Source organism: Aeromonas sp. TECH754 (assembly GCF_056279295.1).
Genome location: NZ_JBWBRA010000001.1, coordinates 158012 through 172693, shown reverse-complemented (window position 1 = coordinate 172693; position 14682 = coordinate 158012). Strand labels below are relative to the sequence as shown.

At 64.9% G+C, this 14682-nt stretch carries 12 protein-coding genes, 3 tRNA genes and 1 pseudogene; 6 read left to right on the top strand and 10 right to left on the bottom strand.

All coding sequences use genetic code 11. The features are described 5' to 3' along the window. Positions 1-34: 34 nt before the first annotated feature. The 6 genes and pseudogenes from ACZ9IL_RS00750 to ACZ9IL_RS00725 form a co-directional block, all read right to left on the bottom strand. Positions 35-295 (bottom strand): DUF1272 domain-containing protein, encoded by a 261-nt coding sequence (locus ACZ9IL_RS00750; RefSeq protein WP_476001768.1) that lies wholly within the window; start codon positions 293-295, stop codon positions 35-37. Between the two features lie 35 nt (positions 296-330). Continuing rightward, entirely contained in the window at positions 331-660 is a 330-nt protein-coding gene (locus tag ACZ9IL_RS00745) for a DHCW motif cupin fold protein (protein WP_042644967.1), read from the bottom strand. Positions 661-809: 149 nt separating this feature from the next. Then, positions 810-2687, bottom strand: a complete 1878-nt coding sequence (locus ACZ9IL_RS00740; RefSeq protein WP_476001767.1) for a peptidase U32 family protein — start codon at positions 2685-2687, stop codon at positions 810-812. Between the two features lie 229 nt (positions 2688-2916). Continuing rightward, positions 2917-3009: pseudogene (locus ACZ9IL_RS00735) on the bottom strand (LysE family translocator); the annotation flags it as partial. A 17-nt stretch (positions 3010-3026) separates the two neighbouring features. After that, entirely contained in the window at positions 3027-3632 is a 606-nt protein-coding gene (locus tag ACZ9IL_RS00730) for a LysE family translocator (protein WP_476001766.1), read from the bottom strand. Between the two features lie 181 nt (positions 3633-3813). Next, positions 3814-4755: a LysR family transcriptional regulator gene (locus ACZ9IL_RS00725; protein ID WP_476001765.1), complete on the bottom strand. Its 942-nt coding sequence runs from the start codon at positions 4753-4755 to the stop codon at positions 3814-3816. A gap of 204 nt (positions 4756-4959) precedes the next feature. On the opposite strand from ACZ9IL_RS00725, the gene ACZ9IL_RS00720 reads away from it, so the two are divergent. The 5 genes from ACZ9IL_RS00720 (at position 4960) to ACZ9IL_RS00700 (ending at position 7035) form a co-directional block, all read left to right on the top strand. After that, the gene (locus ACZ9IL_RS00720; RefSeq protein WP_476001764.1) at positions 4960-6042 is read left to right on the top strand and encodes a beta-ketoacyl-ACP synthase 3; all 1083 of its coding nucleotides are present in this window, start codon (positions 4960-4962) and stop codon (positions 6040-6042) included. A 234-nt stretch (positions 6043-6276) separates the two neighbouring features. Beyond that, positions 6277-6361, top strand: a tRNA-Tyr gene (locus ACZ9IL_RS00715). 32 nt (positions 6362-6393) lie between these two features. Beyond that, a tRNA-Tyr gene (locus ACZ9IL_RS00710) sits at positions 6394-6478 on the top strand. A 48-nt stretch (positions 6479-6526) separates the two neighbouring features. Further along, positions 6527-6611, top strand: a tRNA-Tyr gene (locus ACZ9IL_RS00705). Between the two features lie 136 nt (positions 6612-6747). Continuing rightward, a complete protein-coding gene (locus tag ACZ9IL_RS00700) occupies positions 6748-7035 on the top strand; it encodes a hypothetical protein (protein WP_476001763.1) in 288 nt (95 codons plus the stop codon). Between the two features lie 9 nt (positions 7036-7044). Here ACZ9IL_RS00700 and ACZ9IL_RS00695 read toward each other — a convergent pair whose 3' ends face one another. Next, the gene (locus ACZ9IL_RS00695; RefSeq protein WP_476001762.1) at positions 7045-7914 is read right to left on the bottom strand and encodes a patatin-like phospholipase family protein; all 870 of its coding nucleotides are present in this window, start codon (positions 7912-7914) and stop codon (positions 7045-7047) included. Positions 7915-8190: 276 nt separating this feature from the next. On the opposite strand from ACZ9IL_RS00695, the gene ACZ9IL_RS00690 reads away from it, so the two are divergent. After that, a complete protein-coding gene (locus ACZ9IL_RS00690; protein WP_476001761.1) occupies positions 8191-9558 on the top strand; it encodes an endonuclease/exonuclease/phosphatase family protein in 1368 nt (455 codons plus the stop codon). 60 nt (positions 9559-9618) lie between these two features. Here ACZ9IL_RS00690 and ACZ9IL_RS00685 read toward each other — a convergent pair whose 3' ends face one another. Genes ACZ9IL_RS00685 through dsrO form a run of 3 tightly spaced genes read right to left on the bottom strand, consistent with a single transcriptional unit; the run spans position 9619 to position 14605 of the window. Beyond that, positions 9619-12726, bottom strand: a complete 3108-nt coding sequence (locus ACZ9IL_RS00685) for a molybdopterin dinucleotide binding domain-containing protein (RefSeq protein WP_476001760.1) — start codon at positions 12724-12726, stop codon at positions 9619-9621. Continuing rightward, the gene (nrfD, locus tag ACZ9IL_RS00680; RefSeq protein WP_476001759.1) at positions 12727-13821 is read right to left on the bottom strand and encodes an NrfD/PsrC family molybdoenzyme membrane anchor subunit; all 1095 of its coding nucleotides are present in this window, start codon (positions 13819-13821) and stop codon (positions 12727-12729) included. Beyond that, positions 13811-14605 carry a sulfate reduction electron transfer complex DsrMKJOP subunit DsrO gene (gene dsrO / locus ACZ9IL_RS00675; RefSeq protein ID WP_476001758.1) on the bottom strand — a complete coding sequence of 265 codons (795 nt, stop codon included), beginning with the start codon at positions 14603-14605 and terminating at the stop codon, positions 13811-13813. The genes nrfD and dsrO overlap by 11 nt, the downstream gene beginning before the upstream one ends. Between the last annotated feature and the right edge of the window lie 77 nt (positions 14606-14682).

The window sequence follows — 14682 nt, the reverse complement described above, 5'->3', positions numbered from 1 at the left end:
GTCCGGACATGGCGGCCCGGACCCGAAAGGCTGCTTATCTTGCCTTGTGTCCCAGGGCCGTTTTCAGGGCAGGATTGAAGACGCGCTTCAGGGAGGCGGGATTGGCCGTCAACTTGGCGGTGGGGCGGCGGGGGCGACTGACCAGCTCGCCGCCGCAGTTCGGGCAGACATGATGCAGCAGTTGCTCGGTGCAATCGGCGCAGAAGGTGCACTCGAAGGAGCAGATATAGGCGTGGCCGGTGTCGGCGGGCAGGTCTGTGTCACAACATTCACAGCCGGGTCTGAGTTCAAGCATGGGCAACCTCTTGGGGAACGGAAGAAAAGCGCGGCTCAATCGACTATAAAGAGCCGAGCACCGGCTTGGGTGGAAGACCTATGGGGCTCGGCGTTGTCGGCCACCTGATAGCTCATGCCCGCCGTCAGGGTGAAGACGCGGCCATCCTGCAGCTCGGTGTGCAGCTCCCCTTCAATGCAGAACAGGACGTGGCCCTTGCTGCACCAGTGATCCGCCAGATAGCCGGCGGAATACTCCACCAACCGTACCCGCAACTCCCCAAAGTGCTGGGTGTGCCAGAAGGCCACCCCGGTTTCTCCCTTGTGCTCGGTGGGCGCTATCTCGGCCCAGTTCGTCGTACAAAATGGCAATTCATTGATTTTCATGACAGATCCTTTGTCTACTCACGGAGATCCCGAGAGTGCTCGCCGAGCACGGCGGAAAATCCGTGGCAGGGCAGGCGCCCTCTCGAGCCTCCCTATACTGCCATTGAATCCGCTCCTGCCCTATGCCCAGAGGGTGGCTGGATAGGCCATTAACGCTTGAGGCTGCCCATCACCTGCATCTCGCAGCGCTTGCAGTCGAAGCGCAGGCGGAAGCTGTCCTTGCCCATCTTGAGTTCGAGGGGTTCTGGCTTGAGGCCGGGCACCTCCTTGGGGCAGAGGTTCTGGCTGTAGCGGATGCAGTGCTTGGTGATCATCAGCATCACCTCCCCCTCCTCCTTGTTCGCCTCATAGGCAGGGGCTATGCGCTCCACCCCGTGCTCCCGAAAGAAGTCCTCGGCGGCCTTGTTCAGCACGTTGCCAAGGTAGGAGAGCCGGTGCTGGGGATAGCTGACGTCCGCCAAGGGAACCCGCCGCTCGGGGCGTCGGTAGCTCGCGAGGCGGGCCGCCTCCAGCGCCGCTATGCCGTCCCGGCGCAGGCCGTTGAGCTGGGAGGCGGCGATAAACAGCGGAGAAGTGAGCGCCAGCTCAATCTTGCGCGCCACGAACAGGCTGTTGCCGAGCTTGGCGAGCTGATCCCGCGCCTGCTGCAGCGCCCGCTCGGGATTGTCGGCGGGGACCCTGTCGCACGCCAGGGTGACGCCGGCCTCGACTCCCTGCTCGTCGCAGAGCGCGAGCCGCAACCCCCCTTCGCATTCCGATAGCCGCATGTCGACCCGAATGCGGCGATCGCTGCTCGGCTTTTCCAGCAGCTTGCTGAAGGCCTGATCGTGGTTGCGGTAGACTTCGGTGCCGATCTTGAGCCCGGGCACGGGTTCAGAAAGCAGTAACTGCCTGCCTTCCACCTTGTTGAGCCGCATCCCCACCAGCTCGTCGTTCGGCTTGAAGAAGCCGAGGCCATCGCCGTTGTTGAGGATCACGGGTTTGCCTTCTATCTCGATGCCATCCCGGCTGATCTTGCTGACCCGGCCAAGAGGCTCTCCCAGGTATTTCGGGCTGCGGGGGGAGTCGATCCCCTGCTGGCGACCGTGCAGGAAGTAGTCGGTGCCGCCGCGGTTGAAGCTCTTCTTCGGATCCGGTGTGAAGCCATAGGTGCAGCGGCCGGCCGAGCCGGCCACCAGATCCGGGCGCCTCTCCAGGATGGCGTCCAGCTTCTGGCGATACCAGGCGGTGACGTTTTTGACGTAATCCAGCCCCTTGAGCCGCCCCTCGATCTTGAAGGAGCGGATCCCCGCCTCGATCAACGCCTCCAGGTTCGCGCTCTGATCCATGTCTTTAAGCGACAGCAGATGGCCGCTCTCCACCAGCACCTCGCCGTCCGGCTTTTGCAGCGAGCAGGGTAAGCGGCACAGTTGGGCACACTCACCCCGGTTTGCGCTGCGGCCGGTGCGGGCATAGCTGATGTTGCACTGGCCGCTGTAGGAGACGCACAGCGCGCCGTGGATGAAGAACTCCAGCTGCACCGAGGTCTGCGCACTGATGGCGCGAATCTGCTCGAGGGACAATTCCCGGGCCAGCACCACCTGGGAGAAGCCCACGTCCTGCAGAAACGTCACCTTCTGTGGCGTGCGGTTGTCGGTCTGGGTGCTGGCGTGCAGCGCTATGGGGGGCAAGTCGAGTGCCAGCAGCCCCATGTCCTGCACGATCAGCGCATCGGCACCGGCTTCGTAAATCTGGTGGGTCAGGCGTCTGGCCTGCTCCAGCTCGTGCTCGTGCAGCAGGGTGTTGAAGGCGATGAACACCTGGGCGCCGAAGCGGTGGGCATGGCGCGCCAGCGCTTCTATGTCTTCGAGGGTGTTGCCGGCGGCGCTGCGGGCACCGAAGGCGGGGCCGCCCATGTAGACGGCATCGGCGCCATGGTTGATGGCTTCGATGCCGTAGGCGAGGTTCTTGGCCGGGGCCAGCAGTTCGAGGCGATTCTGTTCGAGACGATGACGTTCGAAGCGGCGAGTCTGGGTCTGATCGTGCATAGGGTCGGGTTCGCAGGGGGCAGCAAAGGCGCCACTCTAGCGAGGCCGACGCCTCCCTGCCTTGATCCCGCTTAAGATCACCGCCAAATACAGGATTGGATCATAGGCCCCAGGCAGAGGGCGTTGTTCTCGTGAGGTGCTGCTGTTGCCCCCTCATCCCCACCCCTTCTCCCACGAGGGGAGAAGGGGGCAGAGAGATTGCGCGGCTACCCTGGCGCCAAACGCGGGTTTAGATCACCACCTTGAGCGCCAGGTCGATCAACATCAGACCACTGACTTTATCGATGACGAAGGATTTTTCCTTGAGCCAGGCGAGCCATGGACAGACCGCGGGAGAGCTCAGATCACCACCTTGAGCGCCAGCCCCAACAGCACCAGGCCGCTTATCTTGTCGATGACGAAGGACTTCGCCTTGAGCCAGGCGAGCACGGGGCCGCGAGAGAGTACCAGCGCCACCAGCACGTACCAGACAGCGTCGATGCCGCCCGCGGTGAGCATCATGATCAGCCCCTCGCGCCAACCTGTGTCCGCGTGGACGAACTGGCTGAACAGCGCGATGAAGAAGATGGCGAGCTGGGGATTCAAGAAGGCCACCATAAAGCCCTCGAATGCCCCCTGGCGACCGCGCACGCCATGGCCCTCTTCCACCCCGCCAGTTGCGGGTTTGGCCAGCAGCGCCTTGATGCCGAGCCAGGCGAGGAAGGCGGCACCACCGTAGCGGATGATGTCAAACAGTAGCGGCGTCTGGGTGATCAGCAGCGAGAGGCCGAACGCCGTGATCAGTGCATAGATGCCGACCCCCAGGCCATGGCCGAGCGCCGTCACCACCCCGTGCCCCTGCCCGCCCTGCACCGTATTGCGGATGATCAACGCCAGACTGGGTCCCGGGCTGATGGCCCCCATCACACAGATTGCGGCCAGTGCCAGCCAACTCGTCAGTTCCATTACTGCCTCTATCTCGAATGAATATGAATACCGGTCGTCAGGTTAAATGGGCCGGATACATGCAAGAAGTGAAAGTTATGAATAGATCCCATAGCCAATGGTGATGAAGCAGCGTAATCAACTGCTCAATGCCGACCCAATGGTCTGTAGTCCGGATCATTCAGAGCCAGGATCCACTGGCCTATGGCTTGCGCCCGAGCTGCTTGCGGCTCTCGCCGAGGGTGCGCTGCAGGTGATCCCGCAGGAAGGGATAGGCCAGCTCCCGAAACCAGCGGTGGGCCGGGTCCTGGTGATGGCGCTGGTGCCACAGCAGATGATACTGCTGGGAACGGGTGGCGAAGGGCAGATCGCAGAAACTCAGTTCATGTTCCCGGGAGAGCTGCCAGGCGATGTGAGCCGGGGTGGTCATCAGGCAGTCGGTGCGCAGCAACACCTCCACCGCCGCCTGGAAGAAGGGCACCCGGGCAAACCAGCGCCGACTCAGGCCTTGCGGCGCCAGCACCCGCTCCACCGGGCTGTCCTTGTCGCCGCCGCCGCTCACCTGCAGGTGGGGCCAGGCGAGGTAGTCGTCCAGCGAGGGGACCGCGCCCGAGAGCGGATGGTGGCGCCCCATCAGCATCACCAGTCGGTCCTCCCCCTGATGCAGGCCCCGGATCTGATCCGGCACCAGATCCGTGATGGTGGAGACCAGATCCAGCTCGGATTGCCACAGCTGCGGCAGCTGGCGTTTGTCCCACAGGCTGTATTCCAGCGCCGCCAGCGGCGCGGCCCTGGCCAGCGCCGCGCAGATGTCCGGCAGTATGTGCTGGGCCACGTAGTCCGAGGAGGCGAGCCGGAACACCCGCTCGCAGCGACCGGGCTCGAACTGCGGCGCCTCGTAGAGCCGGTCCAGCGCACCGAGGGAGTCGGCAAGCTGGGCCGCCAGACTCTCGGCTCGCGGGGTCAGCAACCAGCGTTGCCCCTCCCGCACCAGCAACTCGTCGTCAAATTCGCTGCGCAGCTGGGTCAGCTGCTTGCTGATGGAGGGCTGACTGAGGTGCAGCAGCTCGGCCGCCCGGCTGATGTTGCGGGTCTCCAGCAAGACCTTGAGGGTCGGCAGCAGGTTGAGATTCGCTTTGTGCACTAACATCACCTCGGGGAAGAGAGCCGGTTCTGGGCCCATCTTAGGCCATGGTAGGGCAGGATCTTAAGCAAAATCACCGCCTTGCTCACCATCCCGCTCACCCCCTTGCGGTAATATGACCACCAGATGACACTGGTTGACCCGTGCGGCATAATTGCCCGATTGCCCGCCCACGGGCGACTCATAACGAGAAGCGACCACAAGATGAAATACGCCAATATCACCGGCTGGGGCAAATGCCTGCCCCCCAGCGTGCTGACCAACGATGATCTCAGCACCATCATGGACACCTCGGATGAGTGGATCTATCCGCGTACCGGCATCAAGGCACGCCGGGTTTCCCACGTCAGCACCCAGGCGCTGGCCACCCTGGCCGGTCGCCGTGCCCTGGCCTGCGCCGGACTCGATGCCAGCGCCCTCGATGGCATCATCCTGGCCACCGCCACCCCCGGTACCCTGGTGCCCAACGGCGCCTCCGCGGTGCAACAAGCCCTCGGCGCCCACCAGGCGGCGGTCTTCGATCTCAATGCCGCCTGCACCGGCTTCGTCTACGCCCTCTCGGTCGCCACCTCCCTGGTTCAGACCGGCATGATGAGCAAGGTGCTGGTGATCGGCGCCGAGCGTCTCACCCAGTTGCTGGACTGGGCCAAGCGCGACACCGCCGTGCTGTTTGGCGACGGCGCCGGCGCCGTGGTGATCGAGGCGACCGACGTGGCATCCGGCCTGGTCGCGAGCAAGCTCGGCTGTGACAGCGAGGCCCGCGAGATCCTGCACGTGCCGAATTTTGGTACCGATCGGGTGCGCTTCGCCGACATCGACGGCCTGTTCACCTTCAACTTCGAGGGGCAGGAGATCTTCAAGCGCGCCGTGCGTGGCATGGGCGAAGCCACCGGCGCCGTGCTGGCGCAGGCAGGCATCACGCCGGAGCAGGTCGAACTCATCGTCCCGCACCAGGCCAACATGCGCATCATCGAGACCCTGGCCAAGCGCATGAACGCCCCCATGGACAAGGTGATGGTCAACATAGAGCACTACGGCAACACCTCGGCCGCCACCGTCCCCATCGCCCTGTGCGAGGCGCTGGAGCAGGGCCGGGTCAAGCCGAACAGCTATCTGCTGAGCGCCGCCTTCGGCGCCGGCCTGACCTGGGGCGCCGCCCTGCTCAAATGGGGCGACCGGGTCACCCCGCTCGGCCAGTGTGACGAGGAGCTGCCCCCCTGCGAGCAGAGCGCGCTGGCACTCATCGCCCATGCGGTCGAAGGTTGCCAGCAGGCCCGCGACGCCTGAGTCGTATCTCAGATCCCTGCTTGAGAGGAGCCCCTGGCTCCTCTTTTCGTTGGCTGACCCACCTCCCCGGCCAGGCATGCCAACCAGCCTTCCCTCGGGATGAAAGTCATTGAAAAGCGTGATTTTTGAGCGATAGATATCAAAAAATGACCAAACGATACTTTTTTCTCGTCAGAATGGAGCTGAGGGGTTCACAACCCCACGGGATCTGATAGTATGCGGCCTCGCACTTGGGGAGGGGTTCCCGAGCGGCCAAAGGGATCAGACTGTAAATCTGACGGCTCTGCCTTCGAAGGTTCGAATCCTTCTCCCTCCACCATTCAAGTGCGAACAATCAGGAAAATACCCCGTGGAGGGGTTCCCGAGCGGCCAAAGGGATCAGACTGTAAATCTGACGGCTCTGCCTTCGAAGGTTCGAATCCTTCTCCCTCCACCATCTTCCTGAGTGATGAAAGCAGGCCAGTAGTACAAAGTAGTACCCCGTGGAGGGGTTCCCGAGCGGCCAAAGGGATCAGACTGTAAATCTGACGGCTCTGCCTTCGAAGGTTCGAATCCTTCTCCCTCCACCATTCTTCAGAAAACCCGGCCTTGTGCCGGGTTTTCGCATTTCTGGCCGAACTCCATTTGGCACTGTCAAATCTGACAATTGCCCTCCCCCGGTTTTTTCGAAACAGTGGACTCCTTCATGGCAAGGAGCCGCCACACATGTTTGAGATCTGGGATGAAACGGGCCAGGAGCACGGATTGACGCTGCCCGAGTTGCAACAACGCCTCTGTACCTATCGAGGGGACGTCATGGTGCGCTATCTCAATCGGCTCGGCCTGCCGGCGACCCTGTTCCTGACCGTGCACCAGGGGCTAGCCTATCAGCGTTTCAAGGCCGGCACCCCACCACTGGACTGGGGCTGGCTGGCACAGTCCATTCATACGGTGCATACCCGCGACACTGGCATTCACCGGCTGAATAATATCCTGCGCCCGCAGGCCAATTAAGGCTCAACCTCACCGCCAGGCCCCGGCTCCCTGGCTGGTCGACTCTGTCTCGGCCAGATAGGCCAAGCCCGCCTGCCAACCCATCTGATAACCCTGCTCCAGCCTGTCTCTGTCCGTGGTCATGCGCCCGACCCGAAAGCCCGCGGGCGGTACTATGACCCGAATGCGGCAATCCGCCGGCGGCTGACGAATGAAATCGATGGCGTCGTTGTAGCTGCGATGACGGGCGAGACTAGCCTCGGCCAGCGCCGGGGTGTGGCGCAGCAGGTGACGCTGCAGGGCCGGCAGGCGCGGCGCACTCTTGCGGTAGCCGAGCGGACGGGACAGCACCACGGTGATGTCGCGCGCGCCCTGCTCGTAGGCGTGGCGCACCGGGATGGAATCCGCCACCCCGCCGTCCGTCATGGCCTCCCCCCCGATCCGCACGAAGTCGCGATAGGCCAGCGGCACCGAGCAGGAGGCCTTGATCTGCTGCTCCAGCTCGGCGGCACTCCCCTCGAGGTAGGCGGCCCGTCCGTCCGAGACCCGGGTGGTCACCACGGTCAGTGGCACCGGATTGGCGGCAAAATGCGCGAGATCCAGCCTGATCTCGCGGATGGTGATCTCCCACAGCCAGTCGAGATCCAGCCAGTGACCGCCGCGCAGAAACTTGGCCAGGCTGATGAACTCGGGGCGACAGGAATAATCCGTGATGACCCTGTGGTTGCGCCCCTGCTGACCGGCCAGATAGGCCGCCAGATTCACTGCCCCCGCCGATACCCCGACGCAGCGATCGAAGCCGGTGGCCCCCCGCGCCAGAAAGGCATCCAGCACCCCGGCGGCAAAGATGCCGCGCATGGCGCCCCCCTCGACCACCAGGACCGTTTGCTGCCGACTCATCCCGCCTCCCTCTCATTTCAATGGTGGATAGATTCATATCCTGATTCATTCGCAGCAGGATGGACTGCCGTCTCTGGGGGGCCGCATGCTCCGACGCTGGCTGCCCATTTTCCTGGCACTTTTTATGGCACTTTTTATGGCGCTTTTCACGGCACTTTGTGAATGGACACACAGTTTGGCTCATTCAGAACCCCATCCCCGACCGGGATCCCTATAATGTCCGCGCCTCACTTGACCCTACAGAGGCATAACATCTTGATGCTACGGAATATTACAATGAAAAACATCAACAAAACCCTGGTCGCCGCTGCCATTTCCCTCGGAATGCTGGCAGGCTGTAACAGCCAAAACGACTCAGAGACCCCGACCCCCATGGTTCGCTTCGCTACCTTCAACCTCTCCTTCGACCGCACCGCCGCCGGTATGCTGAGCGCCGAGCTGGCGCTGGATCGCGTCGCTCAGGATGCCCTGCTGGCCCGCCTCGCCGACGGCACCTTGAACGGCGCAGAGAAGACCAAAGCCCTCGACGTGCAGCAGATCCGCAATATCGCCGAAATCATCCAGCGCACCCGTCCGGACGTCTTCCTGCTGAACGAGTTCGACAACGATGGCAAGGGCGAGAGCAGCGCCGATCTGCTGGCGTTCAACAGCAACTACCTGGCCCACCCGCAGCACGCCGAGGTGCAAGCCATCAGCTACCCGGTGATGCAGAACTTTGCCACCAATACCGGCCTGATGAGCGGCCAGGATCTCAACCTGGACGGCAAGGTCAGCAGCGGGCCGGACGACGCCTGGGGCTTTGGCAACTACCACGGCCAGTACGCCTTCGCGGTGATGTCGAAATATCCCATCGACACCAAGGGGATTCGCACCTTCCAGCACTTCAAGTGGAAGGACATGCCCGGCGAAGCCAACCCCGTCATCGACGACTGCAACAACCCCAAGGCGCCGATCCCGGCCGGCCGCCAGTGTGGCGAGCCCTGGTATGACGCCGCGGCCTGGGCCCAGTTCCCGCTCTCCTCCAAAAACCACGCGGATGTGCCGGTGCGGGTCAAGACCAATGACGGCGAGCAGGTGATCCACTTCCTCATCTCCCACCCGACCCCGCCCATCTTCGGTAACGCGGCGCGCCACAACGTCAAGCACAACAGGGCCGAGGTCGCCTTCTGGCAGGACTATGTGGAAGCGGCCAGCTACATGGTGGATGACGCGGGCAAGGCCGGTGGTCTGCCGGCGGGCGCCAAGTTCATCATCGCCGGGGATCTCAACGCCGATCCCCAACTCGGGGATGGGGATCTGACCGCCATCCAGGATCTGCACAACCATGTGCTGGTCAATCAGGCGGTCACCAACGGCGCCCTGATCCCGATGAGCCAGGGGGGCCCGGAGTGCCTCGCGAGCCAGCCGGATCAGTGCAAGCGCAACAACAACCGCCCGACCCCCGAGCGCATCACCAGCAGCAGCGGCCTGCAACTCGACCACCTGCTCCCCTCCGCCAACCTCAATGCGGTGGCCTCGGGGGTGTTCTGGCCCGCCAGCTTCGAGCCCGGCTACCACCTGGTGTATGACGCACAGCGAGGCATCGCCAAGGGGGTGAGCTCGGATCACCGCCTGGTGTGGGTGGACTTCGAACTGGACAAGTGATCCTCAGGATCGCCGAACATAACGCGGGGCCATCATGGCCCCGCTTTTTTGCATCCGGCGTCACACCAGCTTCTCGACCCTGGCCGGCAGACCCTGCCGCGCCGAGGAGCCGATGGCCCAGTCCACCAGGGGGTAGCGCCCATGGCGACTGGGATCCAGCACCGCCAGATCGTTGAGGTTGACCCCGGCCCCGCGCAGAGGGCTGGCGGCTATCTGCTGGCCGTCGACCCAGTGCGCCCTTGCCCCCAGCTCCTTGTGGCCGAAGCCGTGCTCGATGGCGATAGCATCGGCCTGCACCCCGGCCACGCACTCGGCCACCCCGATCACACTGCCATCCGGGGTGCTGACCCGCACCCTGTCCCCACTTTCGATGCCGAGGCGCGCCGCCGTCTCGCTGTTGAGCCGCACCCGGTTGCTGGGGTGTACCTGGCGCAGGCGATCCGAGCCGATGCTCATGGAACTCATGGTGTGGGACTTGTAGCTGGTGAGCAGCAGGGGCCACTGGGCCGGCTTGAACGCCTCGCTGAGCGGCGTGCCATCCGCCAGCTGGGGGCGGAAGAAGCGCGGTGTCCCGCTCAGGAACTGGCCGCTCTGGCTGTGACGCCGGCTACCCACCTCGGGGTTCCACAGCATCAGCGGCTTGGGCCAGCGCTTGCTCGGCTGACCGGCCTCGTCGCGCCCCTTGGCGGCCGGCTCGAAGCGCCCGCCCCGGGCGAAGAGATAGGCGGCGCGGCTCGCCTCCTCCGCGCTCAGGGTCGCGCTCAGCACCGGCATGATGCGCGCCACTCCGGACCAGGCGAGATCCTCGGGGCCGATGGCGGGCACCGGCTCGCCGAGATAGGCCACGTTGGCCGCGCCATAGAGGGAGAAGTCCGCCGCCTTGTTCAGGGCATGCAACTTGCCGTCCGCTCCCTCGACCACCCCCTCGCCGAAGCCCGGCAACTCCAGCCGTTTGGCCAACGCGATGAGGAAGGACTCCATGCAGACGGGATCCCCCGAGGCCGTCTTGGCGACTCTTGGCTCCACCACGGGCCAGCGGCCGGTGGAGACCTTGGTCATGACCCCGTGCCAGGCGGTAGCCCAGCCCCAGGACTCGTAGGTGAGGGTGTCCGGCACTAGGTAATCCGACAGCGCCGAGGATTCGTTGATGAAGCTGTCGATGCTGATAAAGAGCGGCAACACACTCGGATCTTTGAGCTGCGGGCCTATGGCCTTGGCGAGCCCGGCCTGACCGTAGAGGGGGTTGCCCATGTGGTTGATCCAGGCCTTGAGCCGGTAGGGATAGCCGTTCACCGCCGCGGTCAGGTGCTCGCCGAGCAAGGGCCCCGAGATGGGGAACCAGGGCTCCCGCGCCGGATAGGGGTTCTGCCCCGCCTCCCGCTTGCGCCTATATTCCGAAGTCTTCTCGTAGGGGAACTTGGAGCGGGACAGGAAGACCCCGGCGGGCTTGACCATGCCCGGGAAGCTCGCCAGATCGTAGCGCGGCCCGGCGCCGAAGGGATCGAACTTGCCGCCGCCCGCCACGGCGCCGCCTCGGGCGTTGAGGTTTCCTATCATGGCGTTGAGCATCATGATGGCCCAGGCCGAGTAGAAGCCGTTGGCGCTCATGGTGCCGCCGTGGGAGACCACAGCCGCCCGGGTGCCATGGCTGGTGAACTCCCGCGCCAGCTCGACGATGTCGTTCACCGGCACGGCGCACTCGGCGCTGTACTGCTCCATAGTGTGCTCCCGGCACGATTCGGCCAGCAGCTGGAAGCTGCTCTTGACCGCCAGCTCGCCCTTGGGGCCCAGGATCTTGCGATCCACCCAGAGGTTGGCCCGCTCGCACTGGCCAGCGGGCAACAGGGCGCCACTGCCCGCATCGGCCACCAGCATGGCGTCCCCTTCCCCATAGGCTTCTCCCTCAAAGGGCAGCCCGAGATCGCTTGAACGCAGCATCTGACCGAAGCGCGGGTGGGATTGCTCGCAGACCACCAGATGACTGGCATTGCTGAAGCCACGATAAGCGGCCCGCTCGGCGGCTTCTGCGTTGGGGGCCGCCAGGAAGGGCTCGGCGTAGCGGTCGTTGTCGATGATCCAGCGCAGCATGGCCAGGGCCAGCGCCGAGTCGGTGGCGGGCCTGATGGGCAGCCAACGGTTGGCGGGGGCGGACGGCATATTCACCGTGTTCGGCAGGCTGGGGGCCACCACCACGTAGGAGAACGGCTTGCCCTCCCGCGCCCGGTTCGCCGCCAGCTGGCGGGACTGACGCTTGAAGGGGTTGCCGGATTGCTGGGGTGAGGTGCCCATAAACAGCAGGAAGTCGCTCTCGTCCCAGTCCGGCTTGAGGTGGGCATTCTTCTCCAAGTCGTCCAGCAAAGCGCCGGCCCCGACCCGGAAAGACAGGCCGCAGTAGGCGCCGTGGTTCGCGAAGTTACGGGTACCAAAACTGTTGAAGGTGAAGCGCTTGATGAAGTGATCCCGGCCCTCGTCCGAGGCGTTGCTCACCAGCAGCTGGTTCGCCCTGGGGCCGTATTCCGGGTTGGCCGGATCCAGCGGCTCCGCGAGGTTGCGGATGGCCCTCAGCCCCTCGATCTGGCCCTCGCCGAACAGATCGCCCCCCTCCACCACCTCATCGATCAACTGCTCGAAGGGGATGCTCTGCCAGCGACCACTGCCGCGCGGCCCCACCCGCTTGAGGCAGCGGGTGACTCTGTGCGGGCTGTCGAGCTGCTCGAGCATGGCGTTGCCCCGGGCGCAGGCGGTGGAGCGGCCCTCCAGCCCACCCTCCTGATAGCCGCTGGTGCCGAGCAGCGCCTGCTTGATCGGGGTCTTGAAGTCGATGTGGTGGCGGGCGGATAGCGGGTGATAGGGGTTGCCGAGGATCCGCACTATCTTGTCGCTCTCGTTGTCGATGCGGGCCCGCACCCCGCACAGGGTCCAGCAGCCCAGACACATGGTGTTGGCGAGGCGCTGGGCCGGGTTGGGGTGCAGCTCCCCCTGCGCATCGACATGGTATTCCACCGGGAGCGAGTTGCCGTGGATGGGATCCCGGGTCGGCTTGCCGGCGCTGCCGGTCGTCACCCCGTTCACCACCTGCTTGAGGGTGTCGCTGTAACCCGCCACGAAGAGCCCTGTGCCCCCGGCGATGGCGGCGCCCTTGAGAAACTTGCGTTTGCTGTGATCCATCTAGCGTGCCTCGTCTGTGTTGGGATGGGGATAAGGGGTGAGCACCAGCTCACTGAGCGCCACCAGCAACGCCAGCAGCAGGCCGAAGGTGCCGAGGATGCCGAGCACGCCCTCTGGGCCCCAGGCTATCTGGTAGAGATAGACGCCGGCCCCGTACTTGGGGGCGAGCTGCCCCTGGATCAGCACCAGCCAGCGCAGCCCCCAGACCAGGTGCAGAGAGAGCAGCGCCAGCCCCCACAGCCGCCAGGGCTGCGCGCGGCTGGTTATTTTCCCCACCAGCATCAGGGCGCCGAGCAAGCAGAGGGTCAGCAGCAGCCAACGGGCAGCTAACCGCCAGCTGGGATCGAGCCGATAGAGCGCGCTCGCCTCCGCCGCCGAGGCGCCCCCAAACAGGGCCCAACCCAGCAGGGAGAGGGCGAGCAGGGCCAGGGTCCAGCGGCTCTGGCGCAGCAGGGTCGACTCTGTCTTCTCACTCCAGCCCGCCAGCAAGCGGTTGAGCAGCAGCAAGGCGCTCTGGGCCCCCAACAAGGCGCTGAGGGTCAGCAGCCAGGGCAGCCAGGGCGTGTGCCAGAGCGGGCGCGCCGCCACCACCATGGTCTCGAGGCCGGTGTAGAGGGCGATGCTAAGGCCACTCAGGGCCGCCAGCAGGGAGAGCGGCTTAAGCCAGGCTTGCCCCGACCATTCCCCCAGGCAGAGCAGGCGGGCCAGCCGGGCGACCTTGTCATCGGCCGCGCCGCGCCGGGCCAGGGCTGGCCTTATCAGCAGCCAGCCGAGCAGCATGGAGAGCAGGCTGAACAGCGGTAGCAGATAGGCGCCGTACCACATGATGGAGCCGAAGCGCGTCTGGGCGTAGAAGTGCCAGGCTCGGGCGGGTTGGTGCAGGTCTGCGGTCAGGGCGATGGGGGCCACCAGACCCGCCCCCATCATCAGCACGGCCGCCAGGGTCTGCAGCCGACTGTCCGGCGCCTTGCGCCACAGATCGGCGGCACCGAGCCAGAGGGCCCCATAGGCGAGGCCGATGAGGAAGAAATACTGCACCGCCCAGGGCAGCCAGGTGATGGGCTGATCCGGGGCCAGCAGTTCGTTAATGACCATGGGCTATCTCCTTGCCATCGCTATCGAGCAGAGTTCGCAGGGCCGGGTTGCCGTCGACCTTGCTGACGAAGGCCTCGTCCATGCCCAGATAAAAGACCCGCGGCTGGGTATTGGCCTCGGGTTTGAGCACCTTGAGCGCCGGCTCGTGCTCGCGCAGCAGTCGGCTTATCTGGCTCGATGGATCGTTGAGATCCCCGATGATGCGCGCCTCGCCGACGCAGCTCTCCACGCAGGCGGGCAGGAGCCCCGCCTCCAGCCGATGGGCGCAGAAGGTGCACTTGTCGGCGGCGTGGGTCTCGTGGTTGATGAAGCGGGCGTCGTAGGGGCAGGCCTGCACGCAGTAGCCGCAGGCGACACACCAGTCGTTGTTGACCACGACGATGCCATCGTCGCGCTGGAAGGTGGCACCGGTCGGGCAGACCTCGAGGCAGGCTGGCTCGGCGCAGTGGTTGCACAGCCTCGGCAGCATGAAGAGGGAGGCGGGGGCATCGAGGGCCGCCACCTCGCCCACCTCGTACTGGCTGACCGTGGTGCGAAACTGGCCGAGGGGGGGCTGGTTCTCGACGGTGCAGGCGACGGTGCAGGCCTGACAGCCGACGCAGCGACGCAAGTCGATCAGCATGCCGTAGCGCTTGCGGTTGTCGCCCCGACTGATGGCCGCGCCTCGGTGCGAAGCGTTGACCCCTGGCCGGACCTGAACTTGGGCCTGGGTCACGGGGATCAGGGCCGCCCCGGCGGTAATGGCGGCAATGCCGGATAACAGTCGGCGCTTGCTGGGCTCCATGGACTCTTCCTTCTGCTGGCTCGCCCGAGGGCAAGCGTGGGGATGCGCCCATTGTCCCCAGCACAAAAATCCGTCTC

Excerpts from the sequence above, each read along its gene's own strand:
- ACZ9IL_RS00695 (WP_476001762.1), bottom strand. The coding sequence starts at position 7,914 with ATGAGTCGGCAGCAAACGGTCCTGGTGGTCGAGGGGGGCGCCATGCGC.
- ACZ9IL_RS00690 (WP_476001761.1), top strand. The coding sequence starts at position 8,191 with ATGAAAAACATCAACAAAACCCTGGTCGCCGCTGCCATTTCCCTCGGA.
- ACZ9IL_RS00745 (WP_042644967.1), bottom strand. The coding sequence starts at position 660 with ATGAAAATCAATGAATTGCCATTTTGTACGACGAACTGGGCCGAGATA.
- ACZ9IL_RS00700 (WP_476001763.1), top strand. The coding sequence starts at position 6,748 with ATGTTTGAGATCTGGGATGAAACGGGCCAGGAGCACGGATTGACGCTG.
- dsrO (WP_476001758.1), bottom strand. The coding sequence starts at position 14,605 with ATGGAGCCCAGCAAGCGCCGACTGTTATCCGGCATTGCCGCCATTACC.
- ACZ9IL_RS00720 (WP_476001764.1), top strand. The coding sequence starts at position 4,960 with ATGAAATACGCCAATATCACCGGCTGGGGCAAATGCCTGCCCCCCAGC.
- ACZ9IL_RS00685 (WP_476001760.1), bottom strand. The coding sequence starts at position 12,726 with ATGGATCACAGCAAACGCAAGTTTCTCAAGGGCGCCGCCATCGCCGGG.
- ACZ9IL_RS00730 (WP_476001766.1), bottom strand. The coding sequence starts at position 3,632 with ATGGAACTGACGAGTTGGCTGGCACTGGCCGCAATCTGTGTGATGGGG.
- ACZ9IL_RS00750 (WP_476001768.1), bottom strand. The coding sequence starts at position 295 with ATGCTTGAACTCAGACCCGGCTGTGAATGTTGTGACACAGACCTGCCC.
- nrfD (WP_476001759.1), bottom strand. The coding sequence starts at position 13,821 with ATGGTCATTAACGAACTGCTGGCCCCGGATCAGCCCATCACCTGGCTG.
- ACZ9IL_RS00740 (WP_476001767.1), bottom strand. The coding sequence starts at position 2,687 with ATGCACGATCAGACCCAGACTCGCCGCTTCGAACGTCATCGTCTCGAA.